Genomic DNA, 14,253 nt, shown 5'->3' on the forward strand with positions numbered 1-14,253 from the left:
TCAAATTAAATCTATTGCGGCGGCATATTAATTTTCAGCTGCCTGCCGGTTAGTTAAGTTCGGCCAGCTGAGCCTCTTGCAACTTTACGCTCGCAAATGCCTGTTCAAAGTCGGCTTTTATATCGTCTATATGCTCAATGCCAACGGCTACGCGTAAAAGCGTTGGCGTAACACCGGCAGCAACCTGCTCCACATCACTTAACTGCTGATGCGTGGTTGCAGCTGGCTGAATAATCAATGTTTTAGCGTCGCCCACGTTAGCCAGGTGGCTTACCAGCTGCAAACTGTTAATGAAGTTTGCGGCGTTCTCTTTGCTGCCTTTCAACTCAAATGAGAGTACGGCGCCAAAACCATTTTTTAAGTATTTTTTAGCTAATGTGTGATAGGGTGACGATGCCAAACCCGGATAATTTACTTTAGCTACCTGTGGGTGCTGCTCCAGCCAGGTGGCCAGTTCAAGTGTATTATCAACATGGCGTTGCACACGCAATGAAAGTGTTTCTAGCCCTTGTATCAGTAAAAACGAATTAAATGGCGACTGTGAAGCGCCAAAATCTCGCAGCCCTTCTACCCGTGCACGAATAATGAATTGAATATTGCCAAACGGACCGTTAACACCAAATACATCAGAAAAAACTAAACCGTGATAGCCATCTGATGGCTCACTAAATTGCGGATACTTGCCGTTTCCCCAGTTGTAGTTGCCCCCATCTACTATTACACCGCCAATGCTGGTACCGTGGCCACCAATCCATTTTGTAGCGCTTTCCACCACCACATTGGCGCCATGCTCTATTGGGCGAAAAAGGTAGCCTCCTGCGCCAAAGGTATTGTCAACTATCAGCGGCAAATCGTGCTTGCGGGCCAGTGCAGCTATCTTGTCAAAATCGGGCACATTAAAGCCTGGGTTACCGATGGTTTCCAGGTAAATGGCTTTAGTTTTCTCGTCAATTAATGGCTCAAAGCTTTCGGCCTGGTCGTCTTTGGCAAAGCGGGCTTCAATGCCAAGTCGCTTAAAGGCCACTTTAAACTGGTTATAACTGCCGCCATACAGAAACGGGGAGGTAACAAAATTATCGCCTGCTTGTAAGATGTTGTTAAGCGCTAAAAATTGTGCCGCTTGCCCCGACGCGGTTGCCAACGCTGCCACCCCACCCTCTAATGCTGCTATACGTTTTTCGAACACATCTGTAGTGGGGTTCATGATACGCGAGTAGATATTACCAAATTCTTTTAAGGCAAACAGGTTGGCGCCATGCTCGGCATTTTTGAATACGTATGAGGTAGTTTGGTATAAGGGCACTGCCCGCGAACCGGTTGTAGGGTCGGCTTCCTGACCGGCGTGTAACTGTAAAGTTTCGAATTTTAAAGATGAAGTTGACATGGTTGTTGCTGTTTAGATTTGTGCTTAAAACTTATTGAATTTGCTATAAGCGGAGGTGGCGTACGGACAGACTATAGCGGTGCCTGAGCGTAAACACGTTACATTATTGCATTAAGTAATGCAGGAAATGACGTACGTGTTGTGCCTCTAACAGCAACACATGCTCATAAAGCCGTTGGCTATATTGCAGGTTGATGGCGTACCCGTTGGGGTAACTAATAAATTAGCAGTAGTGTTGTAGCAGTTAAATCGTTTCATGGCTATTAACTTATATCCCCCGGCTGTATATCCAAACCGGGACAGGAATTGGCACCTTCTCCGTTCATCGGAGGGTTGCCAGCGGGTCAGTGAGCCTGATCTCTCGCCGCTTCTTTATAAATCAAAAACCTACGGAGGGTATTTGATTATGGTATTTAAACCGTTGCACAAAGGTAATGCGTAATATTTTAAAATACCAAGTATTATTAAAAATATTTATTGAGGCGCAGATCTGAAGATTTAATTGCGGTTGTTTAATGTTTATTATTTTTATTCCCAATCAAAGTAATGTAATTGGGAATGAATTACTTTGGTCATTGAAAGAATTCCTTCAGGAAAGAATAATTGGATTTATCATGTTAATACGGTTTTATTATTTCACCTTCTACAACCACTTCGTTAAAAGGAGCTTCAGGAATGATGCTCCATATTGGTTCAGAGCAACCTTGGTGATGGGACTAAGCATCTTTAGCCTGCTTTTAACCTTAACGTGGATTATAAAATTTTTTAGCGGATACTCGTATCAAAGCCGCCTTATTTACGAAGCAACAAGTATTTTCCTGTCATTTGGATTCATATATGTCTTTTGTTTAAAGGATGGTAAATCGGAAAGGATATACAACGAGTTCAAAGACAGTGACTTTAATAACAAAAGAAATAGATCAATTGCCTGGCTGGTTTGGCTTATAACCTTTTTGATACCGGTAGTTTTAATACTACTTGATAAAAAAACGTCACTCTTTCACTAGCAATTAAGCACACATTACAGCAGCACGCAAGTTGGCTTGTTTTTATAACTCCCTGTTTAAATCCCAATGCTCCAGATAATCGGCTACACGCTTCAGGAAAGAACCACCTAGAGCGCCATCCACTACCCTATGGTCATACGACATAGATAAATACAGCATGTGGCGTATAGCAATTACATCACCGGTTGGGGTTTCCAATACAGCAGGTTTCTTTTTAATGGTACCAATAGCCAGTATGGCCACCTGTGGTTGGTTAATAATGGGGGTGCCCATAATATTGCCAAACATGCCTATGTTAGTAACCGTGAAAGTACCGTCGGCGGTATCATCAGGCCGTAATTTATTCAAACGGGCACGGTTGGCCAGGTCATTTACACTCTTAACCAAGCCGGTAAGGTTAAGCGTATCGGCGCGGCGAATAACCGGTACAATTAAATTGCCATTTGGCAACGCAGTAGCCATCCCTATGTTAATATCCCGCTTTTTAATGATCTGGGTACCGTTTACAGAAACGTTGATCATTGGCATATCAGCAATAGCTTTTGCCACAGCTTCAATAAATATAGGTGTAAATGTAATTTTTTCTCCTTCACGGGCCTCAAACTTAGCTTTGATCTTCTCTCTCCAGTAAACTAAATTTGTTACGTCGGCCTCTACAAAAGAGGTTACATGCGCTGAAGTTTGCACGCTCATTACCATATGGTCCGCAATTAAGCGGCGCATGCGGTCCATTTCAATGATCTCGTCACTGCCAGAGGTACGGTAAGTTTGTGTGGGCGGTGGTGTATAAGCCGGCTGTGCCGCCTTTGGAGCAGAGCTTGCAGCCAATGCCTGTGGTGCCTGAGCAGGTGATGGCTGGCGTTTCTCAAGGTAAGTTAAAAGGTCATCTTTAGTTAAACGACCTTCGGCGCCGGTGCCTGGTATGTCGTCAAGCTCTGCCTGAGTGATGGCTTCCTGGTTGGCAATGTTGCGTACCAACGGCGAGTAAAAACGAATGCCTGATGATTGTATAGCCGGCACATCAGGCTTGGTCAGGTGCTCCAAACCCGGTATTTCTTTTTCCACTACAGCTTCAGGAACCGGCTCCGGATCCATAATCGGCGCTTCAGGTTGTGATGAAACAGGGGCAGCTTCAACCACATGCTCTTCTTCACCCTCCACCTCAATAATTGCTATAGGACTGCCTACTTGTACTACCTCATCTTTTTGGCACAATTGTTCAATCAGCACACCGCTAACCGGCGAGGGTACCTCAGAGTCAACCTTATCGGTAGCAATCTCTACTACCGCATCATCGGCATCAATTTTATCTCCGGGATTTTTAAGCCAGTTAATTACCGTTGCTTCGGCAACACTTTCGCCCATTTTTGGCAGCAGCAGCTGGTATTTCGCCATGTTTAATCTCTACAATTTTTATGGCCAAAATTACTTAATTATCTGTTAGTTTTACTGGGCTGCAAGTAAAGTATTCAACATTCCGAGTGCAGTGATGGCCGTGCGCTCAATATTTTGACGGCGCTTGTTGCCAAAAACAAACCTTTTAACCACTATATTCCCTTTGCCCGCCACGCCTATCCAAACGGTGCCAACAGGCTTTTCAGGCGTACCGCCATCGGGGCCGGCTATGCCGGTAACCGCAATAGCATAGTCTGATTTAAAGTTGCGCAATGCGCCCTCAACCATTTGTGTGGCTGTTTGCTCACTTACCGCACCGTACTGGCGTAAATTATCTTCTGTAACACCTAATATACTCTCCTTTAACTGATTAGAATAAGACACTGCGCCCCCTAAAAACGTTTTAGATGAGCCTGGGTGCTGCGTAAACAAATGCGAAAGGTAGCCACCGGTGCAACTTTCGGCAAGAGATATGGTTTGACCGAGTTGCTCCAGCTTGTTCATAATGGCTTTCTCCAGAGCAATATCTTCTTGCGCTGCTACTACACTGCCTAAACGATCGGTAAGATGGGCTGCCAGAGTATCAATTTCCTGTTGTAAAATTGCTTCATCATCAGCATAACCGCTCAGGCGCAAACGCACCTGCCCAAGTTTTGGCAAGTAAGCCAACTTGATATAAGGAGGTAATGCTTCTTCAATATCTGTAATACGCTCAGCCAAAAATGACTCTCCCTCGCCTACGGTTAATATAGTTTTATGAATAATTACGGGTAACTTAAAAGTGGCCTTTAGTTTGGGGATTACCTGCTCTTCAACCATATACATCATCTCATGCGGAACGCCCGGCATAGACACGAATATCTTACCGTTATGATTAAACCACATGCCTGGTGCCGTACCATTTTGATTATTAAGCACCTCGCAATTGGCAGGCACCATTGCTTGCTGACGGTTAACCTCTAACAACGGACGATTATATTTGGCAAAAATACGCTCTACGTTGGCTAACGCTTCAGCGTTTTCAACAAAGCCCACGCCAAAATAATCGGCCAGCGTTTTTTTGGTGATATCATCTTTGGTAGGGCCTAATCCGCCTGTAATTAAAACGATGTCTGCACGCTGCTGCGCCTCTGCCAAGGCAGTCAGTATATGCTGGCGATCATCTGAAACCGACGAAATTTGCTTAATGCGTACACCAATGGCGTTTAACTGCTGCGCCATCCAGGCCGAGTTGGTGTCTACAATCTGGCCGATGAGTATCTCATCGCCAATGGTTATAATTTCTGCAAGCATGATTAATTGTTATAATAATCTTTTCGTTTGGTAAGTTTTAAATCCTGCAAAATAGAGGCTTTCACACGTAAATCCACGCTAAAAGATTTATATATACCAAAAGGAGTCCACCTGAAAGAAAGGTCCCAGCAATGCAAATCGCGGTAGATAGAAAATTGTGTGATACCCAGTTTAGCCGCCTTAAAATCGTAATTGGTAGTATACTGCACCTTCCATTTAGGCGATACGTTGACATCGCCGCTCGCGCTCACCGTGCTTGATGTAGTTTTGGTAAGGTAGGAGTTGTTATAATTAAAGTTGAAGTTGACACTTACGTTGTAAGGAACATTAAAATCCACATAACGACTGGGGTCACTGTCAATCATGGCTAATTGCTGAGCTTGGCCGGCAGTCATATTTTGCAACGTGTTAGGAGCCGGATTTTTCTTGTTGGTTGCCGAGTTTAAGCTAAAGCTCATTGACATGGATAAGTTGGTAAGCGTGGGGAAACGACCATTCTGAAAAGTGTACCGATCAACCGGACGAATGTATTTCACCAGTGTACCGTTACTAACCGAGTCGCGCACTTCGGTAACGTAAGGATTTAATGTACCGTTTAAACTCACACTTACCTTTTGATTGAAAAGCGCCGTGTGCGCGTTTAGATTTATTGGCGACAGACGAAACGAGTCGATAGCAAAGTTGTATGCTGTACTCAGGCTTAAGCCCTGTAAAATGCTCACCTTGCGGTCGGCACCCGATGTATCAGTACTGCGGGCTTTCATTTTAGCTTCGATGGTATTATCTAACGAAAAGCTCACACCCGCAAACCGGCCCGAACTTGGGCCACCAAAAACCGAACTTTCATATATTGAATACTTTTGTGATGTTGCCGGATAGGGCACAATAGCATCACTAACCACCTGGCGATAGTAGCCATAAACAGGATCACCAAAATCGGGGCGATAATTAAAACTTAATGATGGCGTCATTACGTGGCGTATGGCTTTCAGACTACCGCCTTTAAACGAAAGTGTGTTATAAACTTTGGTTGAAAAGCCGCCGTTTAACGCGTATTCTCCTGCCCTGGTAAAGCCCGGAACAGTATCGGTAACCAGTTGCTCGTTGCCGCGGATGCTACCACGGGCATAGCGTTTACGGATACTTTGAAAATACCACCGTTCAGAATAATTGGCGCTGGTGTTAAACTGAAAATACTTCAATACATTCAGGTTTAAACCTATAGGTATTTGGTGAAAGAAACCATTTTGCAGGCGTTTAGATAAGGTGGATGCCTTAAACAGCTGCGACTCGGGCACGTCATTAACCTTGTTGGTTCCCTGCAAGGTATAACTTACTGTAACGCGCTGGTACCATTTAGGCTCCCCTACTCTGTCCCTGTTATCAAAAGGACTGATAGAGGACATGTTGAAGTTAAAGGTTGGCAACTCCAGTGATACCGTTCCACGCGATAAGTCCTGGCTATGCGAAAGGCTGGTAGTTAGATTGAATGGCGTACCTGCCCAAGTACGGCTATAAGAAATACTCGAACGAAGGTTGTTTTGCGTTAATTGCTGTATGTTATAATTAGTGGTAGCAGGGTTGTTGGCATAATAAGACTGCGTAGCCGCATTTACCGAAGCGCTGAACGTGCTACCCGGATGAGCGTTGGCATCCTGCGAGTGTGTCCATTGTATATTGTAATCCCTGGTGAACGGATCTCCGGAAACACCGTAGTTATGGGAGCCAAAATTTAGCGCCAATGTTCCCTGGTATTTGTAACGCTTTAAATAACGAGCCGTGGTGCCGATCTCTACAGATCCCCTGGAATATACACTTGCCATGGTAGTTAAGTCCAGGTAATCGCTAAAAGCTTTGTAATAGCCAAAGTTTCTTAAAAAGAATCCTAAACGTGCATCCTCACCAAAGGATGGCAAGATGAAGCCGGATGAGCGGCTATTAGGTTTAGGAAAAAAGCCAAAAGGTACAGCCACCGGTAACGGCACGCCCGCAATTTCAAGATAAGCCGGGCCCGATATTATGCGATTCTTTTCGCCAATACCTTTAGTAATTACAATGCCAAAGTGCGTATCGGGATAAGGCAATGAACAGGTACTAAACAAGATGTTATGGTAGGCAACTTCCGTTTCGTTAAGCTTTTTAGCCTCGCCACCGGTTATAAAATTACCTTCCTGCTCAGTTGACGTGTTATACGAGTAAGCTCTTTTGGTTTGATAGTTATATAAGATGGAGTCGGCCGTTAAGGGGCTTTCATCTTTGTTTTTAGCGATGGGACGGCCGGTGTACCGGCGTGTTTTGGGATCGCGCCTGCCGCTGGCAAATATGAGGTGGTTGGTTTGATCAACACGTATATAGTCTGCATCTAATGAAAAATCTTCGTATGTTACGCGGGCATTTCCAAAGAGGTAAGTTATTTTTTTGTCAGGATCAGTGTAAGTAGAGTCATCAGCAACAGATTTTACTTCAGACTGTAAACCTCCGGGCTTCTTTTTAGTCGTATCTAAACGGGCCACTTTTTTAGAGGTATCCTGTTTTGCCGATCTTTTGGCTTTAGCAGCTATACGTTGTGCGGGTTTTAAAAGCTTTTTGTCTTTAACAGAGTCGAGCTTAATGAGGGTATCTGCCGTAAATACAGTAGTATTGTAATAGCTTGCTTTGTGAGCATGTGCTATTGCATTAACTATCAAAACAATGGCTATTATAAAAAAGAACCTGAGAAATTTCAAAATTGATTATGAATAGTATTTTTGCAGATAAAGTTAACGGCGTTCAAAAATAATGAAAAATAAAGGTTTCAAAACATTCATTTATGGATTATTGGCTTTAGTCATCTCCAGTATAAATTTTGCTTTCACAACAGATAATCCTGCTAAAAAAGACACAACAGTTGCAACCGGTTTTAAACTTAAAACCATTGTAATTGATGCTGGCCACGGCGGTAAAGCCGCAGGCGCGCTTGGTGCCTATTCGATGGAAAAGAATGTAACGCTGGCATTAGCGTTAAAATTGCAGAAGGCAGTACAAAAAGAATTAAAAGACGTAAATGTAATCATGACGCGTACTACCGACGTGTTTGTGCCTAACCGCTCCAGAGCGGACATGGCTAATGAAAACAAGGCAAATATTTATGTTTCTTTACACTGCAACTCTCTGCCTAATGCACGCAGAGTTGTTAACGGTAAAACAGTTTCGGTTCCTAACCGTTCAGGCAAAGGCGTTTTGTTACTGGTTAACCGTATTGGCCGCATGAATGAGCAAGTTGCTGCATTACGCGAGAATGAGTTTGCCGAACAGGAGGAGCAATACTCTAAAGGTACGGCCAGAAAAGAACTTGACCCGGCACAGGCAATGACATTAAATGCGTTTCGTGATAAGTTTCGGAAACAAAGTATACACCTTGCAAGTTTAATCAATAACGAGTTTACAAACACCGATGGCCGCAATAGCCTGGGTGTAATTGAACAAGGTGTACTGGTACTGGCTCATACGGCTATGCCATCTGTACTGGTTGAAACAGGCTTTATTAACAACCCCGATGAAGAGGATTATTTAAACTCGGAAGATGGACAGGCCGAAATTGTAAACTCAATTGTAAGAGCAATTAAACAATATAAGCACGAACTGGAGCAAACGGCTCCCTAAATATAAAACTTAACTAATACTACCTTGAAAATAAACAACGAAACTAAAATTGGGATACTTACGGTAATTGGTTTAGCTGTACTGGTATTAGGTTACAGCTATCTGAAAGGTAATGACGTATTTTCCAGCTCGAACAAGTTTTATGCACTGTACCGCAATGTTGAGGGATTAACGTTATCTAAGCCTATTCTGGTTAACGGTTTTCAGATTGGCCATGTATCTAACATGACCCTGCAAACCGAGAGCGGTTTTACCATTGTTGAGTTTAAGGTAGATCCTAAATATCCTATTCCGAACAATACACTGGCCCGGTTAGAAAGTACAGACCTTTTAGGTAGTAAAGCTATTATATTTGAATTGGGTAACAGCCGCGAACTGGCCGAAAACAAAGACACGCTTCGGGCCGATATTCAGGGTAGCCTTGCGCAAAGCCTGCAGCCTGTGCAGCGCAAAGCCGAAATGCTAATGGAAAGAGTCGACTCCAGCCTTGCTGCTATAAACAAGATCCTGAATCCTGAATTTCAGCGTAACGTTGACCGCAGTTTTATGAGCATTGCCAACTCGCTGCAAACACTCGAAGGGACTACCAAAAAAATTGACCGCTTAGTAGGCGCGCAATCAAACCACATTAACGGCATATTAACCAATGCAGAGGTGATGACATCTAACTTGCGCACCAGCAGCGGACGTTTAAACACCACTACAGCTAATTTTGAAAAGGTAAGCAGCGATTTGGCCAATTCGAATATCAAACAAACTTTAGAGAATGCCAATAAAGCCATGGCCGACTTGCAGTCGACTGTAAATCGTATTAATAGTGGCAAAGGATCGTTAGGACTGCTCTTAAACGACGATAAGATGTACAACAACTTAAACGAGGCATCAGCAAACTTAAACAACCTTTTTATCGACTTAAAAGCACATCCTAAGCGTTATGTAAGCTTCTCGGTTTTTGGCCGCAAAGGTGATTAATAACAATAGCATTTAACAAAAAAAGCCAAGGCATGTGCCTGGCTTTTTTTGTGCCCTATATTTAAGTATTGGCTAGTTTAATGCTATAACGTTAAAGGATTTATTACACCATATCTTCACCTACGGTATAAGTATTACCTTCAACGGCCAATTCAGTATTAGGGAAAACGCTGCGCGCTTCCTCAAGCAGGTCCATCAGGCTTTTATACCTGGCAGAGAAGTGACCAATGAGCAAGCTTTTAGCCTCGGTTTGTACCGCTACCTGCCCTGCCTGCCACGCTGTGGTATGAAAAGTTTTATTGGCCCTATCCAGCATGTTGTGCAAAAAAGTAGATTCATGATATAACAGGTCCACATTTCTGATCTGCTCAAAATATGCATCATTGTATATTGTGTCTGAGCAAAAGGCATAGCATTTTGGCCGGTCCGAATCAACGGTAAGGTCCTCGTTGCCGTAAACCGTACCGTCAGGCGCTGTGTATGGGGCTCCTTTTTTTAGCAAGGGATAATCCTCAACAGGTATCCCTAAGGCTTCAACCTTATTTTTAATTATTTTACGTAAGCGTTTCTTTTGCTTAAACAAAAAACCTGTGGTTGGTATCCGGTGATCCAGAGGTATGGTTTCTACCATTACATCCTGATTATCTAATATAAGCTGGGGGGCGGTAGGGTCGGTAGCTGTAAACTCAATCAAATAATTGAGTGATGTATCTGAGTACTTAAACTGTACGTCAATGATTTCTTTGAGAGGAGCCGGACCAAACAACTTGAGCGGCTTGGTGCGACCGTTAAGATGCATGGATGACAATAACCCTACAAGTCCAAAATAATGATCGCCGTGTAAATGGCTGATGAAGATGTGGTCTATGCGGCTGGTTTTAACGTCAAAGTGCAACATTTGCACCTGGGTGCCTTCGCCGCAGTCTATCAGGTACAGGCGCTCATTAATATTAAGCACCTGTGCCGTAGGATTTCTGTTAAAAATGGGAGTTGCTGAACTGCTTCCAAGTATGGTTACCTCAAACTTCATAATGGGTAAACACACATAAGCCTTATTTTGCTTCTTTTTTCAGTTCTTTTTCTATCTCTTCCATAAAAATATGGTCAATAGCTTCTTCAGTGGTAGGAACAATGGTCAGTACGTTGTCTAATTGCGATATGCTTATCAGGCGAGAAACCGATTCGTTAAGGCAAGCTAAAATAAAGCTACCTTCGGCATTTTTGCATAAACGATGACCTACCAATAAGCTGCTTAATCCTGATGAATCAGCAAACTTAACCTGGCACAAATCCAAAATTATATTACGCTGTCCCTCAGTATTAATCAGTATCAGCTCAGATTTTAGTTGTGGAGTAATTAATGAATTCAGCTTTGATTCGTTCAGCCTAATCAAAACATACTTCTCATGCTTATCAACAGTGAATTTCATGTTAAAATAATTATAGGGCTAAAGATATAACTAATTTACGTATTAATAAAATCACAAAGTTAGCAACGCCCCTTTAACTGCACTTTCTACCCTTGCTAAAACATCCAGGTTGTCAGATTTTACAAACGGCTTACCGGTAATCTGCTCAAACAGCTCTATGTAACGCTCTGATATAGATTGGACGATCTCTGGTGTCATTACAGGCACAACCTGCCCATCCTTACCCTGAAAGCCGTTTTCGATGAGCCATTTGCGTACAAACTCTTTAGATAACTGCTTTTGTGCCTCGCCCTTTTGCTGGCGGTCTGCATATCCTTCACTGTAAAAGTACCGTGACGAATCGGGCGTATGAATTTCATCAATCAGGTATATTTTACCGTCGGCTTTGCCAAATTCATACTTAGTATCTACTAAAATAAGGCCGCGCTCGGCAGCAATTTCGGTACCGCGTGCAAACAGCGCACGGGTATATTGCTCTAACTGCAGGTAATCTTGTTCGGATACAATGCCTTTTGCTAAAATGTCTTCTCTTGATATATCCTCATCATGCCCTACTGATGCTTTAGTTGTTGGCGTGATGATAGGCTCGGGTAACTTATCATTCTCCTTTAAACCTTCGGGTAGGGTAACGCCGCATAGCGTGCGTTTACCGGCAGCATACTCGCGTGCAGCATGGCCCGCCAGGTAACCACGTATCACCATTTCTACTTTAAACGGCTCACACATTTTACCTATGGTAACACTTGGATCGGGCACGTTCACCACCCAGTTCGGTACAATATCGGCAGTTGCCTCTAAAAAATGAGCTGCAATTTGGTTCAGCACCTGTCCTTTGTACGGGATAGGCTCGGGCAATACTACATCAAAAGCTGAAATACGGTCGGTAACTACCATAACAAGGTATTTATCTCCTATGGTGTATACATCGCGTACTTTGCCTTTGTAATAAGCCGTTTGCCCTGGAAAATTATATTGTGTTAGTTTAATAGCCTCCATGAAGTAGAATAGAGTAAGGAATAAAGATTACAGATTGAAATGCAAAAATAAGTAGTTAAATGTATAAATAGTCAGGAGTTTCCGATTAAAATCTTAACTCCTGACTATATTCTTTATCCTAAACCTTATTGTATATCCCCGTAGGCTTCCAGTATGCGCCGTACCAGTTTGTGGCGTACTACGTCTTCGCCGCTCAGGTAAATAATCTCGATGCCTTTAATATCGGTCAGGATACGCAGCGCTGTGTGCAGGCCCGATTGCTGTTTCTTAGGTAAATCGATCTGAGTTACGTCGCCTGTTACAATAAATTTGGCGGTTGGCCCCATACGTGTAAGGAACATTTTCAGCTGCATATCAGTAGCGTTCTGGGCTTCGTCCAATATCACAAAGCAATTATCCAGCGTACGGCCACGCATAAAGGCAAGAGGTGCAATTTCAATGGTACGGTTCTCCAAATAAGTTTTCAACTTTTCGGGCGGTATCATATCGTCAAGCGCATCGTACAGCGGGCGCAGGTATGGGTCTATCTTCTCCTTAAGGTCGCCTGGCAAAAAGCCAAGGTTCTCCCCTGCCTCAACGGCCGGGCGGGTAAGTATGATACGCTTAATCTCCTTATTCTTTAAGGCCCTTACTGCCAAAGCTACTGCCGTATAAGTTTTACCTGTACCGGCCGGCCCTATAGCAAACATAATGTCGCTTTTGGTAATGCTGTCTACCATACGGCGCTGGTTAGCCGTACGGGCTTTTACCATTATGCCGTTATGTCCAAAAACAATAACTTCACCTGTACTGCCAGGCTTTTCGTTTGGCTGATCGGCAGTCTTTGTTTCGATATGTTTGGCGCCTAGTAAACGCTCCAGATCGGCAATATTCAGCGTGTCGTATTTTTCTACGTGTTGTAACAAGTAGCCAAACTTTTCATTAAAAAAAGCAAGCTCCTGCTCATCACCTAAAACTTTTACCTCGCTGCCCCGGGCCACAATTTTGAGCTTAGGGTATTGCTTTTTAATGATCTCAAAATGATCATTGTTAGGTCCCCATAGTACGGCGGGGTTTATGTGGTCAATTGATATTTTAAGTTCGTTCAACAGAAAATGATTTTTGTAGTTGCTGATTCGTTATGGTTAAATTTTTGAATATTTGCACTCGCTAACGCTTTTACAAGATTAGCAATAAATATTTTAATTAAGAATGGGAATAATCACTTTAACAACTGATCTGGGCGATAAAGATATTTATCAGGCAGCGCTGAAAGGCAGCATCCTGAAGATATCGCCTTCAGTTAATATTGTAGATATAACCCACTCTGTAGCAGCCTTCAATATACAACAGGCTGCTTTCATTTTAAAGAACAGTTTTTACTATTTCCCTGAAGAAACAGTACATCTTATTGGCATAGATACGGTATACAGTGAAGAGAACCGTTTTTTAGCCATCAGGTACCGTAATCATTACTTTGTTGGAGCCGATAATGGTATCTTTTCACTCATATTTGATGATGAACCGGAGGAGATGGTAGAGATTAACATACTGCAGGATTTAAAGTTTTTGCACTTTCCCTTATCTGATATTTTTGTGAAAGCTGCTTGCCACCTGGCCCAGGGAGGCACATTAAACGCCATTGGCCTGCCGGTACACAGCATCGAAAAACGAATGACGCTGCAACCTGCCGTTGAGCGCAACCAGATCAGGGGTATGGTAATTTATATCGACTCGTTTCAGAACGTGATCACCAACATTACTAAAGACTTTTTTAACCGGGTGCAGCAAGGACGACGCTTTGTACTTTACTTTAAGCGTAACGAAACCATTACCCACCTGAGCTGGCACTATAACGAGGTGCCCGAAGGTGAAAAGCTTTGTCTCTTCGGCATTAGCGATCACCTGGAAATTGCCATTAATAAAGGTAACGCCAGTGGCCTGCTAGGCCTCAATTTGGGCGATAGTGTAATTATTGATTTTCAATAACTCAAGCTTAATAATACAGTTGAACACGTTCACTTATTTGATAAAGGACAGATAAAAATCTGCAATAAGCTTTTGTAAAATACACAAGCACTTACTTCCGAACCACTCATTATCCCCCCGTTTTCATTATAACGTCAATTTTACCAACACTTGCCGGCAAACCTGC

At 43.1% G+C, this 14,253-nt stretch carries 11 protein-coding genes and 1 riboswitch; of the genes, 3 read left to right on the top strand and 8 right to left on the bottom strand.

The genetic code is table 11. The annotated features are described in order from the left end of the window. Positions 1 to 49 precede the first annotated feature (49 nt). The 4 genes from ABDD95_RS13630 to ABDD95_RS13645 all read right to left on the bottom strand — a co-directional run bounded on the left by ABDD95_RS13630 (position 50) and on the right by ABDD95_RS13645 (position 7,766). Positions 50 to 1,384 carry an O-acetylhomoserine aminocarboxypropyltransferase/cysteine synthase gene (locus ABDD95_RS13630; RefSeq protein WP_345947883.1) on the bottom strand — a complete coding sequence of 445 codons (1,335 nt, stop codon included), beginning with the start codon at positions 1,382 to 1,384 and terminating at the stop codon, positions 50 to 52. Between the two features lie 265 nt (positions 1,385 to 1,649). Beyond that, positions 1,650 to 1,765, bottom strand: a riboswitch (SAM riboswitch). Positions 1,766 to 2,433: 668 nt separating this feature from the next. Further along, positions 2,434 to 3,786 (bottom strand): dihydrolipoamide acetyltransferase family protein, encoded by a 1,353-nt coding sequence (locus ABDD95_RS13635; protein WP_345947884.1) that lies wholly within the window; start codon positions 3,784 to 3,786, stop codon positions 2,434 to 2,436. 51 nt (positions 3,787 to 3,837) lie between these two features. Next, positions 3,838 to 5,079 (bottom strand): competence/damage-inducible protein A, encoded by a 1,242-nt coding sequence (locus ABDD95_RS13640; RefSeq protein ID WP_345947885.1) that lies wholly within the window; start codon positions 5,077 to 5,079, stop codon positions 3,838 to 3,840. Between the two features lie 2 nt (positions 5,080 to 5,081). Beyond that, positions 5,082 to 7,766 (bottom strand): putative LPS assembly protein LptD, encoded by a 2,685-nt coding sequence (locus ABDD95_RS13645; protein ID WP_345947886.1) that lies wholly within the window; start codon positions 7,764 to 7,766, stop codon positions 5,082 to 5,084. 91 nt (positions 7,767 to 7,857) lie between these two features. Here ABDD95_RS13645 and ABDD95_RS13650 point away from each other — a divergent pair, with 91 nt between their 5' ends. Further along, positions 7,858 to 8,721: an N-acetylmuramoyl-L-alanine amidase gene (locus ABDD95_RS13650; RefSeq protein WP_345947887.1), complete on the top strand. Its 864-nt coding sequence runs from the start codon at positions 7,858 to 7,860 to the stop codon at positions 8,719 to 8,721. 24 nt (positions 8,722 to 8,745) lie between these two features. Continuing rightward, positions 8,746 to 9,693, top strand: a complete 948-nt coding sequence (locus ABDD95_RS13655) for an MlaD family protein (protein WP_345947888.1) — start codon at positions 8,746 to 8,748, stop codon at positions 9,691 to 9,693. Between the two features lie 103 nt (positions 9,694 to 9,796). Here the strand turns inward: ABDD95_RS13655 and ABDD95_RS13660 are convergent, their stop codons facing one another. The 4 genes from ABDD95_RS13660 to ABDD95_RS13675 form a co-directional block, all read right to left on the bottom strand. Further along, a complete protein-coding gene (locus tag ABDD95_RS13660; protein WP_345947889.1) occupies positions 9,797 to 10,723 on the bottom strand; it encodes a ribonuclease Z in 927 nt (308 codons plus the stop codon). A gap of 22 nt (positions 10,724 to 10,745) precedes the next feature. Then, positions 10,746 to 11,123, bottom strand: coding sequence for an STAS domain-containing protein (locus tag ABDD95_RS13665; RefSeq protein WP_345947890.1), 378 nt, complete (start codon positions 11,121 to 11,123; stop codon positions 10,746 to 10,748). Between the two features lie 51 nt (positions 11,124 to 11,174). Then, positions 11,175 to 12,119 carry a phosphoribosylaminoimidazolesuccinocarboxamide synthase gene (locus ABDD95_RS13670; protein WP_345947891.1) on the bottom strand — a complete coding sequence of 315 codons (945 nt, stop codon included), beginning with the start codon at positions 12,117 to 12,119 and terminating at the stop codon, positions 11,175 to 11,177. A gap of 125 nt (positions 12,120 to 12,244) precedes the next feature. Then, the gene (locus ABDD95_RS13675; RefSeq protein ID WP_345947892.1) at positions 12,245 to 13,207 is read right to left on the bottom strand and encodes a PhoH family protein; all 963 of its coding nucleotides are present in this window, start codon (positions 13,205 to 13,207) and stop codon (positions 12,245 to 12,247) included. A gap of 103 nt (positions 13,208 to 13,310) precedes the next feature. On the opposite strand from ABDD95_RS13675, the gene ABDD95_RS13680 reads away from it, so the two are divergent. Next, on the top strand, positions 13,311 to 14,087 hold the full coding sequence (locus ABDD95_RS13680; protein ID WP_345947893.1) for an SAM-dependent chlorinase/fluorinase: 777 nt from the start codon (positions 13,311 to 13,313) through the stop codon (positions 14,085 to 14,087). Positions 14,088 to 14,253: the final 166 nt, after the last annotated feature.

The organism is Mucilaginibacter sp. PAMB04274 (assembly GCF_039634385.2).
Lineage (GTDB): Bacteria > Bacteroidota > Bacteroidia > Sphingobacteriales > Sphingobacteriaceae > Mucilaginibacter.

Excerpts from the sequence above, each read along its gene's own strand:
- ABDD95_RS13630 (WP_345947883.1), bottom strand. The coding sequence starts at position 1,384 with ATGTCAACTTCATCTTTAAAATTCGAAACTTTACAGTTACACGCCGGT.
- ABDD95_RS13635 (WP_345947884.1), bottom strand. The coding sequence starts at position 3,786 with ATGGCGAAATACCAGCTGCTGCTGCCAAAAATGGGCGAAAGTGTTGCC.
- ABDD95_RS13640 (WP_345947885.1), bottom strand. The coding sequence starts at position 5,079 with ATGCTTGCAGAAATTATAACCATTGGCGATGAGATACTCATCGGCCAG.
- ABDD95_RS13650 (WP_345947887.1), top strand. The coding sequence starts at position 7,858 with ATGAAAAATAAAGGTTTCAAAACATTCATTTATGGATTATTGGCTTTA.
- ABDD95_RS13660 (WP_345947889.1), bottom strand. The coding sequence starts at position 10,723 with ATGAAGTTTGAGGTAACCATACTTGGAAGCAGTTCAGCAACTCCCATT.
- ABDD95_RS13665 (WP_345947890.1), bottom strand. The coding sequence starts at position 11,123 with ATGAAATTCACTGTTGATAAGCATGAGAAGTATGTTTTGATTAGGCTG.
- ABDD95_RS13670 (WP_345947891.1), bottom strand. The coding sequence starts at position 12,119 with ATGGAGGCTATTAAACTAACACAATATAATTTTCCAGGGCAAACGGCT.
- ABDD95_RS13680 (WP_345947893.1), top strand. The coding sequence starts at position 13,311 with ATGGGAATAATCACTTTAACAACTGATCTGGGCGATAAAGATATTTAT.